Origin of the sequence: Fodinicola feengrottensis, from assembly GCF_039530045.1 — a bacterium.
Classification (GTDB): Bacteria; Actinomycetota; Actinomycetes; order Mycobacteriales; family HKI-0501; genus Fodinicola; species Fodinicola feengrottensis.
The window spans coordinates 255,101-273,950 of sequence record NZ_BAAANY010000008.1 but is presented as its reverse complement, the minus strand read 5'-3'; the positions used below and the strand labels follow the sequence as shown (position 1 = coordinate 273,950).

Here is an 18,850-nt window from a genome sequence, read left to right as displayed (position 1 = left end):
CGTACACGATCCCGCCCGGGTTGTTCCATTCCGCGGTCCTCACCGAAAACTGCGTACCGCCGTGGCAGCTTGCTCTCGTTCACCACAGTCACTCCAACCGCTCCAGATGTACTACCTGCCTTCTTTGTAGTGTCCCAGGCCGCGGCCAACCTCAGCCAAAAGAGGGAGACTCTTGACCAGAAGACCGATCCTTGATCCGTCCGGATCGTCCTCCGACGCTTCCTCACAGTCTGGGCAAGCACGCCGGCCGACCGCCAACGGACAAGACCTCGGGGTGATCGGCGGATCGCGCTCGGCGGGAGTCTCGGCCGAGCATCTCTTCTTAATATCTGTTGACGATTTCCCTGAACCGCATCGAGGGTCCGCAACGAAGGTTCCATGACGGTACAAACAAGGGTTAACGAGACAGCACTCCACTTCGCCTCGTACGACTCACAGACAAAGGGAGAGACGTTCATGAGCAGCAAAAGTAACCGACGGCGCTGCAACGGCGGCAGCATTTTCGGCTTCCTCAGCATCGTTCTGAACATCCGCGGTGGATACCGCGGCGGCTACGACAACTAGGTCCCCTTCACACGCACCGGGTTCCCGTGCCGCCTCCAGCGCGCGGGGGCCCGGTGTTTCCACACCAGCAGGATTCTTCCAACCTACGAAAACGATTGCACCGACGAGCCAAGATTTTCATGGCTGGATGCATGCTGTCAGCTAGAGTTCCGCAGTGAGCGCCGTCACATTATTGGTGTTGGTGGTGGCCGTGATGAATACGAATGGACGGGTTCTTTCCTGGTGTACGGCGCCCGATCGGCGCGCGCCGGTATCCGTGAGGAGATGTGCGATGTCGTTGGGTGACAGGATCGGCAACAAGGCCGAAGATCTGGGCGGTAAGGCCAAGGAGGCGACCGGCAACGTGACCGGCGACGAGAAGCTGCAGGCCGAGGGCAAGACCGACCAGGCCAAGGCGGGTCTTAAGGACGCTGTCGAGGACGTAAAGGATGCTGTCGGTGACGCCGCCGACAAGCTCAAGGGTGTCTTCAAGAAATAGAACACAATCGCAACCACGTCGCCAGTGGCAACTCGGGATTCTGGGTCGCCGCTGGCGACATTTTTATCTGGAGCCACAGCGATCGCCGCGTCGTTCTCCCATCCCACGCCGAGACCATCTCTTAAGTGCACGATCGAGCAATAGCAATAAATACTCGCCACGCCGCACTCTCTGGGGGTCACCTGGAATCCGCTTCGACTGAGACCCACGCCACACCGATGCTGCGTGACGATCGCGTCGCCACTGGGTCCTACTGGTGTGCATGACAGCGAGAGGCGCCCGGTTTCTGCCGCAGACAACAATTTTCTAGCCGAGGAGAATGAGATGACGAACCCGACCAGCACCAAAACTCCGGCGACCGTGCCCACCGGGGCGTTGGTGTCCACACACGGTACGACGACGGTCTCGGACAGCGTCGTGCAAAAGGTCGCCGGGTTGGCCGCACGCGAGATCCCGGGTGTGTACGACTTGGGCGGCGGCGCAGCGCGGGCGTTCAGCGCGATCCGCGAGCGGATTCCGGGGGCGTCTGCCAGCGCCGGTCAGGGCGTATCGGTTGAGGTGGGCGAAAAGCAGGCGGCGGTCGATCTGCAGATCCTGCTCGAGTACGGCGTACCAATCGCCGATGTCGCGAACGCCATTCGCCGCAACGTGATCAATGCGATCGAACGCATCACCGGCCTAGAGGTCGTCGAGGTCAACATCAACGTCAGCGACGTGCACATCCCGGGCGACGGCGCTGGCACCGATCCGGCCGACACCGCTCGGGTCCAGTGATCGCGGACACCCAGGTCGACGCTGATCGCATCGCTGTCGCTGTGCAGGCCGGGCGGCACGTCGCGCGCCTGCACAGCGGCCGGTTCGGCGAGCTCGCCACCTACCTTCCCGGCCGCCGGATTCCCGGCGTACGAATCGGCCTCGCCGAGGTCAGCATTGGCGTCGTCGGGATCTACCCGGCCACGGTCGCTGAGATCGCCCGTGACGTACGTACCGCCGTCGCCATCACTGACCGGCCCGTTCACGTCCACATCTTGGACATGGTCATGACCACACTCGTCGTCCCGATCGTGCTCGTGGCACCGGTGGGACCCTCGGTGTCGGCCGTAGTGGCAACGCCGTCCATTCATTCGTAGTTCCTCGACCGGCCTTGTGTGCTGCTGGCCGATCGGCACCACCCATCGGCACCAGCAAAGGGAGAAACCCATGACGACCACACAGCTCGGTCTGTTGACCGGCCTACTTCTTGGCATCGCCGCCGCATTCGGCGGGTTCGGCGCATTCCTGCTCGTACTCGTCCTGGGCGCGATCGGTCTGCTCATCGGCCGGTACTTGGACGGCAAGCTAGACCTGTCCCAGTTCACTGGCCGCGACCGTTTCTGACCGATGACCACTACCGCCGTCCTGAGCCCACCGAGGCTCAGCGCAGATTTCGACCAGCCTGCGCCTGGCACAACCACGATCGCTAACCGTACGGTCGAACGCATCGCCGGCCACGCCATCACCGAACTCGACGGTGTCGGCGGCTCGGCCCGCCGCGTCCTGGGCGTCGCGCTCGGAAACGAAAACCTCGACGCCTCAGCGAACGTCGCCGCGACCGTCACCGGCAACAGCGTTGTCCTCACTGTCCAACTGTCTGTGTCCTACCCGCAATCAGTCACCAGGACCAGCGAAGATGCCCGCACCCACCTGATGCGCCGGATCCACGACTTCACCGGCCTGGCGGTGTCGCGGGTGGACATCACCGTCACCGCGTTGCACAGCGGCGCCCCGAGCAACAGGAGAGTCCTGTGAAACGCCGACCTCGCCGCAGCATCCCAGCCACTATCTGTGCGCTTGCCGCGCTCGCCGTCAGTGTGGTGGTCGGCGTGGTCGCGGTCCAGATGATCCTTGGCCAGACGCCTTGGATCAACTACCTGGTCGCCGCACGCTCGCTCCACGAGATCCACTGGAATGACCTGATTCCGGCAGTCGCCGGCGCGGTCATCGCCGGGGTGGGCGTAGTTCTCTTGTTGACCGCCTTACTGCCAGGAAAACCGACTGTCCTCCCGCTGGCCGGCGATCTACCCTCGGGCGCGACCCGCCACAGCCTACGGTCCACCCTGCGTGCCGCTGGGTCCACAGTGGACGGAGTGAACGGTCTCGCATTGAACTTACGTGGCCGAAAGATCTCGGCCACCGTGCGCACCGACCGAACCAACACCTCGGGCCTGGCCGACGCGGTCCGCGCAGCCCTGCAGAACCGACTCGACCAGATAGATCCGGCCAGAACTCCGAAAATCAGGATCCGCGTACGCGCGACCAGGAGCCAGTCATGACCAGCCTCAACCGCCCCGCCCGCCTCAACCGCGCCCTGCTGAGCATCCTGGGACTGGTCCTAGTCGGCAGCGGCGGCCTCGCCATCGCCCTCCACTTCGGCAACGTCCCGATGCTCCCGGCCAGCTCACCTCTCGTACCCGGCACTGACGCACCACCGGTTTGGTCCCTGTACGTCACCGTCGCGGTCTGCGTCGTGGTGGGGCTGCTAGCGCTGCGCTGGCTGGTCGCACAACTCGCTCGCAAGCCCAAAAGTCACACCTGGCGAATGGAAAACGACCCCGACCGCGGCCGCACCGAACTGGCCGCCAGCACCGCGATCGCTCCGTTCCTGGCCGAAACCCGCGGCTACCCTGGTGTCCACGACACGTTCGGAACGCTGGCCGGTACCAGGCAATCCCCCGCCCTCGCCCTAGTCATCACCACCGAACAAGACGGCAGCCCCACCGACATCCAGGAACGGCTCGACAGCCACGGCCTACCGCGACTGCGCCAAGCCCTGGACCTCGACACGCTCCCGGTCACGGTGGAATTCCGATTCACCGACAAAACCCACGCACGCGTCCGCTGAACCCCGAATATTCCCACCCCCGGGAGCTCGGCGTCACCATCGCGACAAAGGCGTTTCGCCGGCTCTGGCGCCGAAAGCGATACCCTTCGCTACCCAATGACGAGCTGAGCCCGGGTATCTCAGTGCGGCCGCCCCACCGAGAAGTGATGGACTTGCTGCTGCCGACGCCCCCAGGAATCATCGTGCTGGTGAATTTCATGGACATAGTCAGGTCCAGCATCGCCGAACGCATTGGTTTCTCATCCGTACCGTCAAGATGCGGGCGATCGCGTACCGGCCGGCGCTGGGGAAAATGCCCGGGAATTCGATGACTCATTGTCCTGCTAGGACTAAAGAGTTATCGACGAAGAAAGCTTCTTTGCCTAGCGGACCGCGCCGGTCGCGGCCACGGCACTCGGCGTGACCGGGACGCTGCGCCCCTGCTCGACGCTGACCGCAAAAGCTGTCGCCAAGCTGGCTGGTCCGACACCGGACGCGATGACCTTGATGCGATGGAGCGACGTGCCCGTGTCCGTCACGTCGAAACTCTCGACCGGGACTGGTGGGCTGCCCTTCCCGCGCAGCGCACATAACCAACCGGCATCGACCAGACACCCCAGTAGTCAGTGCTTGCAGAAACGGCGCGCCAAAGTCGGCGAAGAATATCCGTCCCGAACCAAACCGATTCGGTCTCCGCGACGAACACCATTCGAAGTATCCCACTCCGTTCGCCGCCGTCAACGCACCCGGCCTGCTCGACACGATCAACAACCTGCCCGTGCCGACCGGCTTCGTGCCCTCCGCCGAAGTTCTCGCCACCGTCGGAAAAGGCACCTCGACGTGACCGGTAGCAGCCAAGACCTCACCGTCAACGGGAACGCCAAAGTTATGTGCGGCAACGGCCAAAGCACCAATGCCACCGTCTACATCATCGACACCGCCCAAGACGTTACTCGCCGTAGCAACTGTGGAGCTGAACAACCCAAGGGGCTGGTTTAGCTCCGTTCTTGTGCTGTGGTAATGCGAAAGCAAAGTCAAAACTTATCGACTGAAATCAGAACCAGGTAGCCAGTGATCACGAACTAGTAGTAGCGAGGAGTCCCACCTCGGCAACAGATAGGGGGTGTTTAGTCAGCGGCGTCCGGGAGGCGCACACGAGTGCCGCGCTTCAACTCTGGATCCGTGACCACCGGGCGACATCTCGACGATGAGGGTGATCGCCCAGCAGTTCGAGAAAGGCCCATCTGTGTTCGGAAAACGCTTTGTCCGTGATCTGATCAGTCGCAGCGCTGAAAACGGCCCGGACCGTCGCAAGTTCCTCGTGGCCGCTGGCGCGGCCGGGCTCGGCCTGGTCGGTACGGGTGCGCTCGCGACCGCCATCGCGCCGGTGGCCAACGCCGCCACCCGGCCCCCAGCCCAAAAAGAGACCGTGTCGTCAGCGGCGATCAGTGACGCGGCGATCCTGAATTTCGCGTTGAACCTGGAATATCTGGAGGCGGAGTTCTACTCGTACGCCGTCCACGGTCACGGTCTGGCCGACAGCCTGACCACCGGCACCGGCGCCCGAGGTGGTGTCACCGGCGGTCGCGCGGTGCCATTCCTGTCCCGTACGGTGCGCCAATTCGCCCAGGAGATCGCGGGCGATGAGCTCGCCCATGTGACGTTCCTGCGCACCGCGCTGGGTAGCGCGGCCGTCTCGCGGCCAGCGATCGACATCAAGAACAGCTTTACCGCGGCTGCGCGGGCTGCTGGTCTGATCGGCGCCCACCAGACTTTTGATCCATATCAGAACGAGAACAACTTCCTGCTCGCCGCGTTCATTTTCGAAGACGTCGGCGTGACCGCTTATAAGGGCGCGGCGCCACTGGTCAGCAACAAGACGTATTTGGAAGCCGCCGCCGGGATCCTGGCGGTGGAGGCGTACCACGCGGCCACCATCCGCAGCTCGCTCTACCAGCGCGACCTGTGCACCGCGGCGAACAAGATCTCCAATGCCAGGGACAGCCTGGACGGAGCAAGCGACGATGACCAGGGCATCACGCTCAAGGGCCAGGCGAACATCGTCCCCACCGACAGCAACGGTGTGGCCTATTCCCGCAGCGCCGGCCAGGTGCTGAATGTTGTTTATCTCAACCCGAAGAAGACCACCTCCGGCGGATTCTTCCCCAAGGGCGTCAACGGAGCCATCAACACCAGCGCCGGCTGATCCACAGGCTGACAGAGCGAGCCCGGCGCCCGTTGCTCGCACGAGCGCCGGGCCGCGATGAAAATGTGTTGATAACCCTGACGGGCAGCGTCATCCGCCCAGCGTTTGTGGCCGTGAAACGCGTACGTCGCTCCTGAACGTAGCAACCAAGCTCACCGCCGACGCCGGCGATGCCTGTTCATATGACTGATCACGGCTGCCAGCATGTGCCCTGACGATATGGTCGGATGCATGGATCGAACTAGGCGGCGCAAAGTGGAAGCTTCGCGATGAGTGTAGGAGACTATCCGCGGGTGCGTCTCGCGCACGTCCATAGTGAGACGAGCCTTGAGCTGGTTGTCTTCTCTTCGACCACGACTCGCTATTCATTACATCCGTTGCCCGTGCGCCGGCCAGCGAGTGGAGTCGTCGAAGATGTGGTGAGCTGTGGTTCCTGCGGTACGACGGTAAAGATACGGGTCTTCAGTCCCAGGCTGCGATGGCAACTGAAGCTGTGTTGGTTCAGCGTATTCTTGATCGGCGTGGTGATCGAGGCAGTAGCAGTCAACTACCAAGTTGTGCTGGACGACCAGGACAAGGCACGTGCGTTGCAATATCTGCTCTACATTCCAGGCTGTATCGGCCTTACCGCTGCGATCATCGGACTCATAAGGTTCTTCACGGAGGACGGCGTACGCCTTCCCTCATACCTGCGGGACTCTCGTCACCGATTGCGGCGCAGGTGAAGGAGCAGATCGAACAACGTTGACCGGCTCCGCCAGACGTAAGCTGGAACTACTGACTGAATCACACCGTGCACCCGGGCTGCCGATCAGATCCTGTGTCCCGGACGTTTCGCGGCTTTTAGGTGATACCACTGTCACCTCCCGGTTTGTTCGTTCACGACTCGTTTTCGGGTCCGAGATCGCCGTCACAGTCGGGTTCTGACAGTCGCTTCACCGCTCTTGTGACTGGTGGGTTTAGTCAACACGTGGGCGGGTACTAGTGCTTCAGAACCACGCCGTGTCGGGGGGATGAACATGTCGGTGCGACCGACCGCGCCCAACGCTGGCCACCAGAACGAGTACGAGCTGACGGTTGTGGACGGGGATTCCTTGGAGTTGGTTCGACGTTCAGTTCGCGAGCTGATGGCTGGCTATGTCGGCATCGCGATCGATGACGCTGTCTTGGTGGCGTACGAGTTGGTCAGCAACGCTCTACGCCATGGCCTTCCACCTTGTGCATGCCGGCTGATAGCGGTTGACGAAAGCCGTTCCCTCCGCATCGAGGTGGACGACGCATCGGCTGATACTCCACGGGTACGAACACCAGACCTGTCTGGCGGACGAGGACTGTTCATCGTGAACCAACTGGCATCATCCTGGGGCGTCATTTGCCAGGACGCCCACAAGACGGTCTGGGCCGAAATGAATCTGAGCCACTCCGGTGATAGGCACGCCGACAACGATGTTATGGACAGCAACGGACTCCCGCACCGAGGAGGTGGTTTGGGAGTCCATCGAGCTGAATGACGAAATTTGTTCTGAGGTGGGTTTAGCGGCGGCCGTAGCGCCCGCCGAGCCCGCCACGGATACTCAGGACGATGTCCAGAAAGCCGAAGATGCTGCCACCCCGGTAGTTCCGACGGTTGCTGTTGCTCTTGCTCATATTTTCACCTCCTCCTAGTTTTTCGTTGTGCCCTAACTTGTCTTACATAAACTATTCGTTTTGGGGTTGTACGCGGTTCAGTGTTCTAAGCGATTTCTTTTACGGGTTCATCCGTGGTCAGGAGTTGGGTTTGCGCCAGGGTGCGGTAGAGGTCGCTAGCACTCAAGAGGTCTGTGTGTGAGCCGGCGGCGTCGACGGTGCCGTTGTTCATAACGATAATCTGGTCAGCGGCGACCACTGTGGACAGTCTGTGCGCGATAGTCAGTACGGTGGTGCTATCGCGCAGGTCGTCCAGCGCTTCGATGAGAAAGCGTTCGTTGATGGCGTCCAGGTTCGCGGTCGCCTCGTCCATCAGCAGGATTCTCGGCCGTCGAAGGAAAGCACGGGCTATCGCGACCCGTTGTCGTTCGCCGCCGGACAGTCGGGTGCCGCGGTGGCCGACCAAGGTGTCCAGCCCGTCGGGCAGCCTGTCGACCAGTGCGCTGAGTCTGGCCCGGCTCACAGCGTCGTCGATCTGCGTCGAACTGGCTTGGGCGTCGGCCAACAGAAGGTTGTCCAGTAATGAACCCGAAAGAACAGGCGCGTCTTGTTCGACGTAAGAGATCATCGAACGGAGTCTGCGCAACTTCCACTCCTTTATATCTCGGCCGCCTATCGTGATCGTGCCGGCGTCAGGTTCGTAGAACCTCTCCAGCAGAGCAAAAACGGTCGATTTCCCGGCGCCGGACGGCCCGACGAACGCGGCTGTACTGCCGGCCGGGATCTGGAAACTGAGATTGCGGTGCACCGCGGCCGTCGTATCCTGGTACCCGAACCACACTTTGTCGAACCGGATTCCGGCGGGCCCGGGCTGCGCGGGTCGGCTTCGGGTTTCCTTGCGCAGCTCGAATGACTCGATTGGCAGCGTGTCGACCTGGTGGATGCGGGCGACGGCCGCCGCGCCAACCTGCAGTTGTGAGATGGCTTGGACCAGTTCGGTGAGCGGTTCGGCGAGATAGAAGAGATACAGCAGGAAGGCGATGAGGTCGGAGACCTTGAGTCCGCCTGAGGCCACTCGGGCACCGCCGACACCGAGGACGGCAAGGAATGCGATCTGTAGCGAGAGGCCGGTGGATGTGCCGGCGATGGCCTGCCATTTGGCTTCGAGTACGCCCTGTTTCCAGGCCGCGCGGGCGGTGTCACTGATTGCGTCGATCTCATGGGATTCGGCTCCGGCGGCTTTGACCGTACGGAACGCACCAAGAACTCTTTCCAGCGCCGATCCCATGGCGCCGACGGCTTCCTGCGCGCGGCGGGTTGCCTCCCGTATACGGGGCATCATCGCCGCGGCGATCAGCCCGATGACCGAGACGACGCCGACCGTGACACCCAGCAGTGGCAGGTCGACGACCCCCATCAGCACGATGGTGCCGACCAGCATCAGTGAGTTTGTCGCGAGTTGGACCAAGGACTGGGTGGTGACCTGGCGCAGCAGGGTGGTGTCCGCGGTAACCCGGGACATCAGGTCACCTGGCTCGAACCTGTCCACGTCACGCATACGCAGCCGCATGATCCGGCCCACCAGTTGCCGACGGGCGGCCAAGACTACAGATTCGGCGGTCCTTTCCAGCAAGTAATACCCCAGTGCCGAAATCACTCCGGCACCGATTACCAGGGCGGTCAGTAGGGTGACCGCGAGCCACACCGAGCGGTGTTGCCCGAGCGTGTCAATCACCGCGGCGGCGGCAAGTGGCTGGGCTAGGCCCGCAGCGCCGCCCAGCAGGCTCAGCATGCCACCGAACACCAGTACCCGGCGTAGACCCTTGGTGTACGCCAGCAACGCCCGCCACGGCCGTTCCTGCTCGACCACCGCGTCCGTGGATTCGGGGACCGCATCGCTGTTCGTCACCACCATCGCCTCCCGGGCCTCGTAGGACGTTCGCTGTCAGCCATCAGTTGGCTTGCTTTCGCGTTTTTCGTGACAAACAGTGAATGGACCGGCCCGGGAAATACTTCCCGGGCCGGTCCAGTCATTGTTCGTTAACTTGGTTGTCCGTGCCCCGAATGCTTATTTGGGCATCAGGACGGTGTCGATGATGTAGACGGTGGCGTTGGCGGTCTGGACGTTGCCGCAGATGACCTTGGCGTTGCCGTTGACGGTGAGGTCTTCGCCGCTGCCGGTGACGTCGACGGTGCCTTTTTCGACGGTGGTCTGCATGCCGATGACCTGCTCGGGGGTGAGCTTCTTACCGGCGATCACGTGGTAGGTAAGGATTTTGGTGAGCATTGCCTTGTCGGCGAGGACCTTTTTGAGGTCGGCGGCCGGGATTTTGGCGAAGGCGTCGTTCGACGGGGCGAAGACGGTCGCGGCGGGCAGGCTGTTCAGGGTGTCGACCAGGCCGGCTGCCTTGACGGCGGCGACCAGGGTGGACAGCACCGGGTTGGCGGAGGCGGCGTTGGCCACCGACGCGCCGGACATTCCCTGGAAGCTGCCCGCGCCGGTTTTCGGTACGGCCGCGCAGCCGGTGCCGAAGTTCTCCCCGACCGGAGCAGTCGCGGCCGCTGAGGTCGGCGCAGTGGCCGGCGCCGACGTGCCACTAGCCGTGGGAGTCGAGCTACTGCACGCGGTCATGCCCAACGCCAGTGCACCAGCCGCGGCCACCACACCAATACGAGCGATCTTGCTGGTGCTCCACAGATTCACGGTGGAACTCCTTTCCTGAATACCGGCCCAGCCGGGAACGAGGTACGCCCGGACGGTGTCCAGACGCAAAACGAGTTAGTACGGCTTTCTTGTCGCGCTTCCGAGCTATGTTCGAAGCACCAGCCAAAGCGGATTGCGTGTCGACGAATAAATTCACTGACTGGCTTGGCCACCTGTAGGTCGTGTCGCAAGATGGACAGATACGGAAAGGTGGTAAGTGGCGTGACTGGTGAGATCGGCGGCCCGTTAGTCGCGATCGTCGACCAAGTCACCGAGGGTCCGCTTCAGCGCCCGCAAAGCGGTGATGGTGCGCGTCTTTACAGTGCCCAGCGGAATGCCGGTGGCCGCTGCGATCTGGGTCTGGCTATAGCCGCGAAAGTACGCCAGCACAATGAGTTCTTGCTGGCGCCGCGGCAGCCCGTTCACCGCATCCAACGCACGCAGCACCGTTTCCGCTGTCCACACCTCCTGAAATGGACTCGGCCAGGTCACACCGGACGCGCTGGCGTCAAGGTCGTGCAGTGACCCGACGCTGGTCGACTTTTCTTTCAAGGAGCGCCGAATGTGATCAATGGCCCGATGGTGGACGATCGTACGCAGCCAGGTGACCGCGCGGCCCCGGCCCGCCTGAAACCTGGCAGACCCGGTCCACACGGACAAAAACACGTCCTGCACCACGTCCTCAGCGCCGGCGGCATCGGGAATGATTCGACACGCGTACCGAATGCAGAAGTCGTGGTGCCGACGAAAGAACAGTCCGAACGCTTCGTGATCCCCCATCGAGATCCGCCGCAGCAGATCGACGTCGTCCGTTCCCCAATTGGTCACTGGTGGAGTTGCGGCGATGTGAGACGTCTTGCCTGCCCGCATCCGCACATCACCTCTCGTTCCTGTATCCCACAAAGCCGTCGTCTTTTACTTCCGGACAATAAAATCTGAACGCGTGCCACTAGCTGGTCCGCGTTGATGGAAAACGAGCCTTTTGGAAGATCTAGACCTGGCTGACTCCAGTGGCCACAATCTGTGTGGGCCGGGCCGGAGTGGCCGTACCCGGCTCCAGACTGATAGCGAACGTCGACGCGGCCGAGACCATGGCCAGCGAAGCCGCGAGCCGGTGAACGACCGGGCGCTGGTTGCTCGTGTCGAAACCGGCCAGCGGGCGCGCCACGGTCGTACGGCCCGCGTTGATGGCCCAGGCCCAGTATTTGGTCCCGGCCGGGCTCGGCAGCAACCCATCCGCGATGAACTCGACTGTTGCACCGCTGGCCACCAGATAGCCGACCGGTTCACCAGACGGCGTGGTGAGCGTAGAAATACGCGACCGCGGCTGCTCCAACTCCCTCACCAACTGTTGCTCGGCGGCGGCCCGCCCGCTTTCCCGGCTGTCGACAGCCACGTACGTGCCACCGGCCGCCGTGACAACCGCCACCACGGCTGCCGCCACCAAGAGACGGTTTCGCACCTGCCTTTTTCGCGGCGGTACAGGGTCTTCCCGGCTGGCAATTGGCTTTCCCGGCTCTTGCACCGTTATCACAGATGTCGGGCATTGATAGTGGGTCCGCCGGTGAGCACGGATCAGACCGTCCGCCACTATCGTGAGCCGAATTCGGTCCCCCAACTCCGGCGGCGGGTCGTCATCATCGCCGTCTAGGAAGAGCCCATCGAGCACAGGCAGACCCAGCGCCCCAGTCAACAAGATGGCCTCTTCCTGGCAAACCGAGCAATGGGCCAGGTGATCGGCAAATATGGCTTCCTCCAACGGTTCCAGTGCGTTCAGCGCCCATCCCGCTGCCAGGAGTTCATAATCCACATGCCGGGGATCGTCTTCGGCGGCATTCACCGTGCGTCTCGTTCACTGCCGACTGACGCAGACACAGCCCGCGACCCATCACGGTGATGGCCGGTGGAGATCATCGCTCGGCTGACTTTCATGTCTGTCGTTCGCGCACAAACGGCGTCTGGATGTGACGCTTTCCCCGATCGCGGTCCGCCGGCCCACACGGACCAAGATTTAGCTGTGGAATAAGGAAGTCGGGGCGACGGACCAGCCGTCACCCCGACTCTTTGACTCACTTGCGACTAGCGCTGCGAGCCGAACACGTCGTGGTCAGCTGAGCTGTAGCCGTACTGCGGGGCGAACGAGGAGCCATCGAGCCCGAACGGCAGGCTGGTGGCCTTGCGCGAGGCGGTGCTGTCCGACTGCGTGTCGGTGCCGTGCCGGTTGGTGACCGTCGAGCTGTTGTCTGCGGTGTCCTGGTGCGCCTGGTTCAGCACACCGGTGAAACCGTCGTAGTTCGAGTTGCCGGTGGCCAGGAAGTCCACCGAGCGATCCACGCTGCCGCTGACGCCGTGCCGGTCGCCGCTGAACAGCGACTCGGCGGCCTGGTCGTATGTGACGCCGGGCGCGCTAGCGAAGCCGCCGCCGGTGAACGCGCCGGACAGCGAGTCGACCGAACTGGTGGCGTGGTGCTCGCTGCTAGCACCGTGCCGGTTCGCCTCGACCGAGTCGGTGCTGTGCTTGTTCGCTTGGGTGTGCGCGAATGCGCCGGTCACGCCGTCGAAGGACACCGGGATGGCAGCTGAGCCACTGTTCTCGATGGCGGAGCCGCCGTCGATGTTCCGGCCGTTGGTGTTGACCAGGCCCGCGGTGGCGTTGTGGAAGTCGCCCTGCGGGTTGGCGGTCAGCTCCCCGATGCCGAAGCCAGCTGCGGTGTCGCTCGCGTTCTCGTTGTGCTCGGAGGTCGCGGACGTGCTGTGTCGGCCGACGTACGACTCGGAACGGTCCGAGGTGTTCGCCGAGGTCTGCCGTGCGGCCGTGGTGAGTCCGCCGATCGACAGCGGCGAGGAGAACTCGCCGTCGGTCGAGCTGGTGCCGGTGGCCGAGCTATGCCGGCCGTGCTGGCTGGCCGCGAAGTCGCTCGCATTGGTGACAACACCGCTCGGGTCGGCGGTGATCGGCGCTAGGCCCAGCCCGTACGAGCTGCTGTTCGCCGAAGTCTGCCGCGAGGTGGACGTCTGGGTGTCGCCCCTGCGATCGGTGGACTGCCGCGAGTCGCCAGATGACGAGGAGTTCTGGGTGGTGTCGGTCAGATCCAGGCCCCCGATCGAGATCGGCGCCTGCCCGGCGACCGTGGACTCGCTGGATCCCGCGACGGCGCTGTGCCGGCCGCCCTGCATCTGCTGGTACTGCGAGTGCGCTCCGGCGATCGCAGCCGGGTCGATGGTGATGGGGCGTACGTTCAGCCCCAGCTGCTGGGAAGACGAGGACGCCCGGTACGCGGTGACCGTTGTCTTCTTGCCCTTCGAGGTGTGGGTGGCGCTGCTGGTGCTGGTCGAACCGCTGTTGGTCGTCGCGCCCAGGTGCGCGCCGCCGAGCGAGATCGGCGCGGACGCGGTGGCGCCACCGGTGTGGTCGGACTGCTGCTGGCTGGCTCCCAGCTTGTCCAGGCCGATCGGCGACGCGGTCGCGGCGTTGGCGGCCACGGCGCCGCCCAAGATGAGCCCACCGGTGATGCCGGCAGTGAAAAGTCCTCGGGTGATCCAAACATTCATGTGCTGCGAACCTCCATTGGTCCTTCAGTCGTGATCACGGAACGCAAACGGACTGGCCGCCGCAAGAAGCTCCGACGACGGGACGTATCTTCTGTCCGTTTTATTGTGAAATGTGGAAAGATGGCGAGACGCCCGCTTCCACCGAGGCCCGTCGAGTCCACATTCCGGATTCGGCGTGAAGGCTTCGACGGTTTGGACTTGGCGGCATTTTTCTTGCGAATGCAGCACTTTTCTCACTTTGCGCGACATGCAGTAGTCACCTGAACGCGATCAGTCGACTATTTGCGACAAGTCGCCAGGCCCCGTTGGGTCCGAGGCTCCACGCCCTCGCAAGTGCAACTGAGATGACTGGGTACCTGCGACCTTGTCGACATTCCACACGCGGCCCGGAGAGCATCCCGGGCGAGGTCCTCTTGCAATCTATTGGCGATTAGGTTTCTCGGGCTCTGATAGTGAACCAATTTTTGCTCGGCGACGAACCTCTTGCTGAACGATGGTTGGCTTTGGCACGCTCCGCTCTCAGCACGAGCCCATCTATAAAGGTCCGTGCGTTCTGAGAGGACTGCCATTGTCACAGTCCTGTTCTCGAGGTTGACGTGTGTACTTGGAGGGACAGACCATGGGTGAACCAACGCGTCGCGGTTTCTTGGCGCTCGCAGGAGCTGGAGCTGCGGCAACCGCCGGGGTCGTACTTGCCGCCGGCGACGGCGCGACAGGACAGGCCACTGCCACAAGCGGCACTGAGTCCACCGACAACGCATCGAGTGCAACGGAATCATTCGTCGTGCACGTGAAGGACGCGCGACGCGGTCAGATGGCGATTCTGGTAGGCGAGCGGGAAGTGTTGGTTACCAATCCGGAGTTGGCTCGTCAGCTCGCTGGTGAAGCCGCATCTGGAGCGGTCTGAATTTCACCGTGCTCAACGCATCGTTTCTCGATGTCATTCGCTGCCCTTCTCTCGACAAGGAACTGATACGTTATGTCCTCGCATCGCGAAGCGCCTGAAATCTCCAAGGACCCGGTCGCCGACAATACTGATGTGTATGCGTTTGTCAGCCCTGACAAGTCGGACACCGTCACCCTGATCGCTAACTTCCTGCCGTTCCAGAATCCTTACGGTGGCCCGAACTTCTACGAGTTCGGGGACGACGTGCTGTATGAGATCCACGTTTCCAACAATGGCACGGCTGCCGCGGACATCACGTACCAGTTCCGTTTCCACACCACGATCCGCAACAAGAAGACGTTCCTCTACAACACCGGGCCGATCGCGTCGCTGAGTGACCAGACCTGGAACCGCCCGCAGTCGTACACCGTTACCCGCGTCGAACACGGCCGTAGCCAAACCCTTGGCCGCAACTTGTCTGTGCCGCCGGTGAACATCGGCCCACGCAGCACCCCGAACTACACCTCGCTGGCGAGCCAGGCGGTCCACAGTCTCGGATCTGGCGGCCGGGTGTTCGCTGGCCAGCGAGCCGACGGATTTTTCGTTGACCTCGGGAGTATCTTCGACCTCGGTACGCTGCGACCGTTCGAAATGGCGCACTTGATCCCGTCCGCGGCCGCCCCGGGCGTCAACGGCCTGCAGGGCCTCAACGTCCACAGCATCGCGCTCCAGGTCCCCATCACCGATCTGGTTCGCAACGGCCGCAAGCCAACCGACGTTATGGACCCCAAGTCCGTCATCGGGGTGTGGGCCACCGCCAGCCGCCAACAGTCCCACTTGCTGGACGACCTGCTGGGATCGATCTGGCACGGCTCGTACAAACAGGTCTCACGACTGGGAAACCCACTATTCAACGAAGTCATCGTCCCTATGGCCGAAAAAGACCAGTGGAACCGACGCCAGCCCCACGACGACCGCAAATACGCCCCGTACGTCATCAAACCCGAACTTGCGGGACTTCTGCCGGTGCTCTACCCCGGGGTGTTCCCGAAACTGGCCGCATACACCAAACCCCGCGCCGACCTTGCCGCGATCCTGCTCACCGGCATTCCCAAAGGCGTTGTGCCCGGATTCCAGAACTACACCGGAACTACCCAGGCAGACATGCTGCGCCTCAACGTCGCTGTCCCACCGGCCAGCTCCCCTAACCCACTCGGGCTGGTGGCTGGCGACGCCGCCGGATTCCCCAACGGACGCCGCGTCTTCGATGATGTCGTCACCGTCGAACTGCGCGCGATCGCCGGCCTCACCATTCCCCTGGTGGACCCGACCTTCACCCCTGACGGCGCGACCTCGGCGATCAAAGACGGCACCAGTAACACCAACTCTGACTACTTGGCTACCTTCCCGTACCTGGGTACACCCGCTGGCGGCTACCAAACCAAACCCGGTATTCCGGCCGCGTCATGACCGACGTCGTCGAACACCACCATCACCATCCGACGACCGAGAACCCACATGCGGGAAAAGGCCTGTCTGTCGTCCTGGATATCGGCGGCGACATCGGCGCCCTCGTATTGGACATGCCCTCCGAACTGGAAGGCATGGAAGTCGAGATCCGCACCCGTACCAGCGAGCAGGAGGCGTCTTCACGTCGCGGGCCTGATGCTGTTCCCCGGCCACATGTCGCGGTAGTGCCACGCCGCGCGCCTGATGGTCAGGTGGTGCACTCTGCGGTGTTCTTCGAACTCGCCGCCGGTCCGTACGAGGCCTACCTTCGACGCGGCGAAACACCAACCCTGCCGGTGCACATCACTGGAGGGCAGGTCGCCTTCGCCAACTGGCCAGAGTAGGAAATCCGTTTGCCGACAACGATCAACACGCCGTTCCCACGAGCAACCACCTAAAAGGCCGCTGACCGTGCACATTCTCGGTAGGCCGACCGCTCTCGACGGCGGCGCTGGGCAATGACAAACGTGCGCTCTTCGACGGGAAGCGAGTAGGTCGGTGTTGGACAACCTGGATTTCACCAAGGTCATCCTGCTGTTGGTGGTAGCGATGCTGGTGGTCGGTCCCCAGCGGCTACCGGGCTTGATCGAAAGCGCAGCTCGGCTGCTACGCGGCGCAAGAGACATGGCTCGTACGGCAAACACACAGCTCCAGCAAGAGCTCGGTGTCGACCTGGACGTGACCGACCTGAACCCGCGTACGTTCGTCCGCAAACACCTCCTGACCGACGACGACGAGATGGCCCTGCTCGGTCCGCTGCGAGATGCCTTGGGAGGAATGGACGAAGCTGCCGCGGCCCTGACCGCCGACACCCCGATCCCACTAACAAAGGCCACCCCTGCGCCGGACCACGGGCAAGCCCGCGCCGATCCAGCCAGCACCTGAGTCCGACGGCGGAGTTGTACACAGGGCGGCGCCAAGCTATGGCGCCGCCATAAAGGAAAATCTGAGGACGCTGGGCGCAGCCGGATACCAGGGATTTCGGAATATTCCGGTCTCTGGTCTAGACGAGCTGGCTCTTGTTCTGACCGCACCAAAGACGCTGACCACGAACGACCAGCGCAGCCCGCACACCTGCGCGCCACCCACGTTTGACGTTAAGCCACTGAAAGAGTACGTGTTCATGACCTGAGCCGAGAACGTTTTGCCATGGATGATGCCCAGGAAGACCTCGCCACGAATTCTCGCGGGTTTCCCGCGCCGTAAACACTAACCTCGTACGCGACGGCGGCGCCGAGCCGGACGCGGCTTGCCAGTCACGACACGGTGATCGTCATCGTGAGTCACGGTCCAACAGAACCGAGAATCACTCGACCCCGGCCTCGATCTGCGCACGGGCGACTTCCCGCCTCGGCGAACCAAGAAACAGCCAGCGTCTCTCTGTCGACCTTCCACATGGCCGCGACCTGGACGGCCCACAACGCCACGTTTGCACCTCGCGTCACAGCTGGGCGGCGCGCGGCAAGAACGATGCGGTAGTCGGCGGCGCCTGTTCCGAGCACCCACTGGTCGTGCCCCGGCACCGGCGAGGTCTGCCGCATCTGGCCGAGGTGTACGGCGCCGAGGTATCCAAAACGACGATCTCCACGATCACCGACCGGGTCGTGGAGGGCACGGATGTGAGGGAAACACCCGCCCCGGGTGATGTCGGAGATTAAGAACACCGAAGGAGCTGTAGTTTGGCCGTGACCGTCGCCGGCGGATCCGCTTGCGAGGTACGTGCCTGGTGTCAATCCACGGGCAGATTGCTGAGTAGCTCGTCGAGTCGGCGCCAACTGGGCGATGTGGCCGGGCCATCCTTACGGATCATCCGGACGATTATCGGGTCGGCGGCCGGTGCCGGGTGGTCCGGGCTGGGCGGTTGGATCAGTAGCCAGCGGCGTGTACGGTCGGCCAGCGCCGGCAGCCGCGGGTCGGCGGCTGGCCAGTCGTAGGCGGTGTCGTATGCACGGTAGATCTCGCGGAACTCGGGGTCGGCCATCGCGGTCAGCTTGTCGGCGATCCAGCTGGCGGCGTCGTGCGGCGAGACGGTGTGCATGAGGATCCAGAGGTCGCGTTCGATCCGTATGCCACGCTCGCTGAGGCCGAGTTCCTCCAGCTGCCGCAGGTAGTCGGCGATCTCGGTCGACACGAACAGCTCGTCGCCGGCCCGCAGCCGCGCGACCTGTTGTCTGGTGCGCTCCAGCCGCCGAATACGGGTGCGCAACGTGCTTTCGATGTCGGCGATGGCCGCGGCGAACTGGTCTTCGCCGGCGGCCAGCAGCTCCTTCACCCGGGACAGCGGCACGCCGGCTTCGGCGAGTGTCCGGATCTTGATCAACGCGATCGCGTGCTCTGCGCCGTAGCGCCGATAGCCCGACGCGTCACGCTCGGGCTCCGGCAGCAGGCCACGCTCGTGGTAGTGGCGAACGGCCTTGACTGTGCAGCCGGCGGACGCGGCGAGCTGGCCGATGGTGATCATGCGC

The 18,850-nt window shown here is 63.2% G+C and carries 19 protein-coding genes; 12 read left to right on the top strand and 7 right to left on the bottom strand.

The features are described from left to right. Window positions 1-718 precede the first annotated feature (718 nt). The 7 genes from ABD301_RS42370 (at window position 719) to ABD301_RS10935 (ending at window position 3,923) form a co-directional block, all read left to right on the top strand. On the top strand, window positions 719-1,042 hold the full coding sequence (locus ABD301_RS42370) for a CsbD family protein (protein ID WP_425551921.1): 324 nt from the start codon (window positions 719-721) through the stop codon (window positions 1,040-1,042). A 324-nt stretch (window positions 1,043-1,366) separates the two neighbouring features. Beyond that, a complete protein-coding gene (locus tag ABD301_RS10960; protein ID WP_163572256.1) occupies window positions 1,367-1,816 on the top strand; it encodes an Asp23/Gls24 family envelope stress response protein in 450 nt (149 codons plus the stop codon). Further along, a complete protein-coding gene (locus tag ABD301_RS10955; RefSeq protein WP_279582330.1) occupies window positions 1,813-2,172 on the top strand; it encodes a hypothetical protein in 360 nt (119 codons plus the stop codon). Before ABD301_RS10960 ends, ABD301_RS10955 begins: the two co-directional genes overlap by 4 nt. Before the next feature lie 70 nt (window positions 2,173-2,242). After that, a complete protein-coding gene (locus ABD301_RS10950; RefSeq protein ID WP_163572275.1) occupies window positions 2,243-2,419 on the top strand; it encodes a DUF2273 domain-containing protein in 177 nt (58 codons plus the stop codon). A gap of 3 nt (window positions 2,420-2,422) precedes the next feature. Beyond that, window positions 2,423-2,830: an Asp23/Gls24 family envelope stress response protein gene (locus ABD301_RS10945; protein ID WP_344309507.1), complete on the top strand. Its 408-nt coding sequence runs from the start codon at window positions 2,423-2,425 to the stop codon at window positions 2,828-2,830. After that, window positions 2,827-3,354 carry a DUF6286 domain-containing protein gene (locus ABD301_RS10940; RefSeq protein ID WP_163572255.1) on the top strand — a complete coding sequence of 176 codons (528 nt, stop codon included), beginning with the start codon at window positions 2,827-2,829 and terminating at the stop codon, window positions 3,352-3,354. Before ABD301_RS10945 ends, ABD301_RS10940 begins: the two co-directional genes overlap by 4 nt. Further along, entirely contained in the window at window positions 3,351-3,923 is a 573-nt protein-coding gene (locus tag ABD301_RS10935; RefSeq protein ID WP_344309505.1) for an Asp23/Gls24 family envelope stress response protein, read from the top strand. The genes ABD301_RS10940 and ABD301_RS10935 overlap by 4 nt, the downstream gene beginning before the upstream one ends. A 362-nt stretch (window positions 3,924-4,285) precedes the next feature. Here ABD301_RS10935 and ABD301_RS10930 read toward each other — a convergent pair whose 3' ends face one another. Then, window positions 4,286-4,441 carry a hypothetical protein gene (locus tag ABD301_RS10930; protein ID WP_344309503.1) on the bottom strand — a complete coding sequence of 52 codons (156 nt, stop codon included), beginning with the start codon at window positions 4,439-4,441 and terminating at the stop codon, window positions 4,286-4,288. A 668-nt stretch (window positions 4,442-5,109) separates the two neighbouring features. Between ABD301_RS10930 and ABD301_RS10925 the strand changes: the two genes are divergently transcribed. Both ABD301_RS10925 and ABD301_RS42365 read left to right on the top strand, forming a co-directional pair. Continuing rightward, window positions 5,110-6,108: a ferritin-like domain-containing protein gene (locus ABD301_RS10925; protein ID WP_279582329.1), complete on the top strand. Its 999-nt coding sequence runs from the start codon at window positions 5,110-5,112 to the stop codon at window positions 6,106-6,108. Between the two features lie 1,013 nt (window positions 6,109-7,121). Further along, the gene (locus tag ABD301_RS42365; RefSeq protein WP_425551920.1) at window positions 7,122-7,619 is read left to right on the top strand and encodes an ATP-binding protein; all 498 of its coding nucleotides are present in this window, start codon (window positions 7,122-7,124) and stop codon (window positions 7,617-7,619) included. A 221-nt stretch (window positions 7,620-7,840) separates the two neighbouring features. On the opposite strand, the gene ABD301_RS10920 is transcribed toward ABD301_RS42365, so the two are convergent. The 5 genes from ABD301_RS10920 to ABD301_RS10900 all read right to left on the bottom strand — a co-directional run bounded on the left by ABD301_RS10920 (window position 7,841) and on the right by ABD301_RS10900 (window position 13,990). Continuing rightward, window positions 7,841-9,643 carry an ABC transporter ATP-binding protein gene (locus ABD301_RS10920; RefSeq protein WP_279582326.1) on the bottom strand — a complete coding sequence of 601 codons (1,803 nt, stop codon included), beginning with the start codon at window positions 9,641-9,643 and terminating at the stop codon, window positions 7,841-7,843. A 159-nt stretch (window positions 9,644-9,802) separates the two neighbouring features. Next, window positions 9,803-10,438, bottom strand: coding sequence for a fasciclin domain-containing protein (locus ABD301_RS10915; RefSeq protein WP_344309499.1), 636 nt, complete (start codon window positions 10,436-10,438; stop codon window positions 9,803-9,805). Between the two features lie 246 nt (window positions 10,439-10,684). After that, complete coding sequence (locus ABD301_RS10910; RefSeq protein ID WP_344309497.1) at window positions 10,685-11,266, bottom strand: RNA polymerase sigma factor; 582 nt, start codon at window positions 11,264-11,266, stop codon at window positions 10,685-10,687. Between the two features lie 163 nt (window positions 11,267-11,429). Continuing rightward, window positions 11,430-11,882 carry an anti-sigma factor domain-containing protein gene (locus tag ABD301_RS10905; RefSeq protein ID WP_425551919.1) on the bottom strand — a complete coding sequence of 151 codons (453 nt, stop codon included), beginning with the start codon at window positions 11,880-11,882 and terminating at the stop codon, window positions 11,430-11,432. Between the two features lie 635 nt (window positions 11,883-12,517). Beyond that, window positions 12,518-13,990 (bottom strand): hypothetical protein, encoded by a 1,473-nt coding sequence (locus tag ABD301_RS10900; RefSeq protein WP_344309494.1) that lies wholly within the window; start codon window positions 13,988-13,990, stop codon window positions 12,518-12,520. 979 nt (window positions 13,991-14,969) lie between these two features. Between ABD301_RS10900 and ABD301_RS10895 the strand changes: the two genes are divergently transcribed. The 3 genes from ABD301_RS10895 to ABD301_RS10885 all read left to right on the top strand — a co-directional run bounded on the left by ABD301_RS10895 (window position 14,970) and on the right by ABD301_RS10885 (window position 17,270). Then, complete coding sequence (locus tag ABD301_RS10895; RefSeq protein WP_344309492.1) at window positions 14,970-16,346, top strand: DUF4331 domain-containing protein; 1,377 nt, start codon at window positions 14,970-14,972, stop codon at window positions 16,344-16,346. Next, a complete protein-coding gene (locus tag ABD301_RS10890; RefSeq protein ID WP_344309490.1) occupies window positions 16,343-16,729 on the top strand; it encodes a hypothetical protein in 387 nt (128 codons plus the stop codon). Before ABD301_RS10895 ends, ABD301_RS10890 begins: the two co-directional genes overlap by 4 nt. 154 nt (window positions 16,730-16,883) lie before the next feature. Further along, a complete protein-coding gene (locus ABD301_RS10885; RefSeq protein ID WP_344309488.1) occupies window positions 16,884-17,270 on the top strand; it encodes a twin-arginine translocase TatA/TatE family subunit in 387 nt (128 codons plus the stop codon). Window positions 17,271-18,114: 844 nt separating this feature from the next. Here the strand turns inward: ABD301_RS10885 and ABD301_RS10880 are convergent. Beyond that, window positions 18,115-18,846, bottom strand: coding sequence for a MerR family transcriptional regulator (locus ABD301_RS10880; protein WP_344309486.1), 732 nt, complete (start codon window positions 18,844-18,846; stop codon window positions 18,115-18,117). Window positions 18,847-18,850 lie beyond the last annotated feature (4 nt).

Coding starts and splice junctions, on each gene's coding strand:
- ABD301_RS10960 (WP_163572256.1), top strand. CDS start 1,367: ATGACGAACCCGACCAGCACCAAAACTCCGGCGACCGTGCCCACCGGG.
- ABD301_RS10950 (WP_163572275.1), top strand. CDS start 2,243: ATGACGACCACACAGCTCGGTCTGTTGACCGGCCTACTTCTTGGCATC.
- ABD301_RS10945 (WP_344309507.1), top strand. CDS start 2,423: ATGACCACTACCGCCGTCCTGAGCCCACCGAGGCTCAGCGCAGATTTC.
- ABD301_RS10935 (WP_344309505.1), top strand. CDS start 3,351: ATGACCAGCCTCAACCGCCCCGCCCGCCTCAACCGCGCCCTGCTGAGC.
- ABD301_RS10925 (WP_279582329.1), top strand. CDS start 5,110: ATGAGGGTGATCGCCCAGCAGTTCGAGAAAGGCCCATCTGTGTTCGGA.
- ABD301_RS42365 (WP_425551920.1), top strand. CDS start 7,122: ATGAACATGTCGGTGCGACCGACCGCGCCCAACGCTGGCCACCAGAAC.
- ABD301_RS10900 (WP_344309494.1), bottom strand. CDS start 13,990: ATGAATGTTTGGATCACCCGAGGACTTTTCACTGCCGGCATCACCGGT.
- ABD301_RS10895 (WP_344309492.1), top strand. CDS start 14,970: ATGTCCTCGCATCGCGAAGCGCCTGAAATCTCCAAGGACCCGGTCGCC.
- ABD301_RS10890 (WP_344309490.1), top strand. CDS start 16,343: ATGACCGACGTCGTCGAACACCACCATCACCATCCGACGACCGAGAAC.
- ABD301_RS10880 (WP_344309486.1), bottom strand. CDS start 18,846: ATGATCACCATCGGCCAGCTCGCCGCGTCCGCCGGCTGCACAGTCAAG.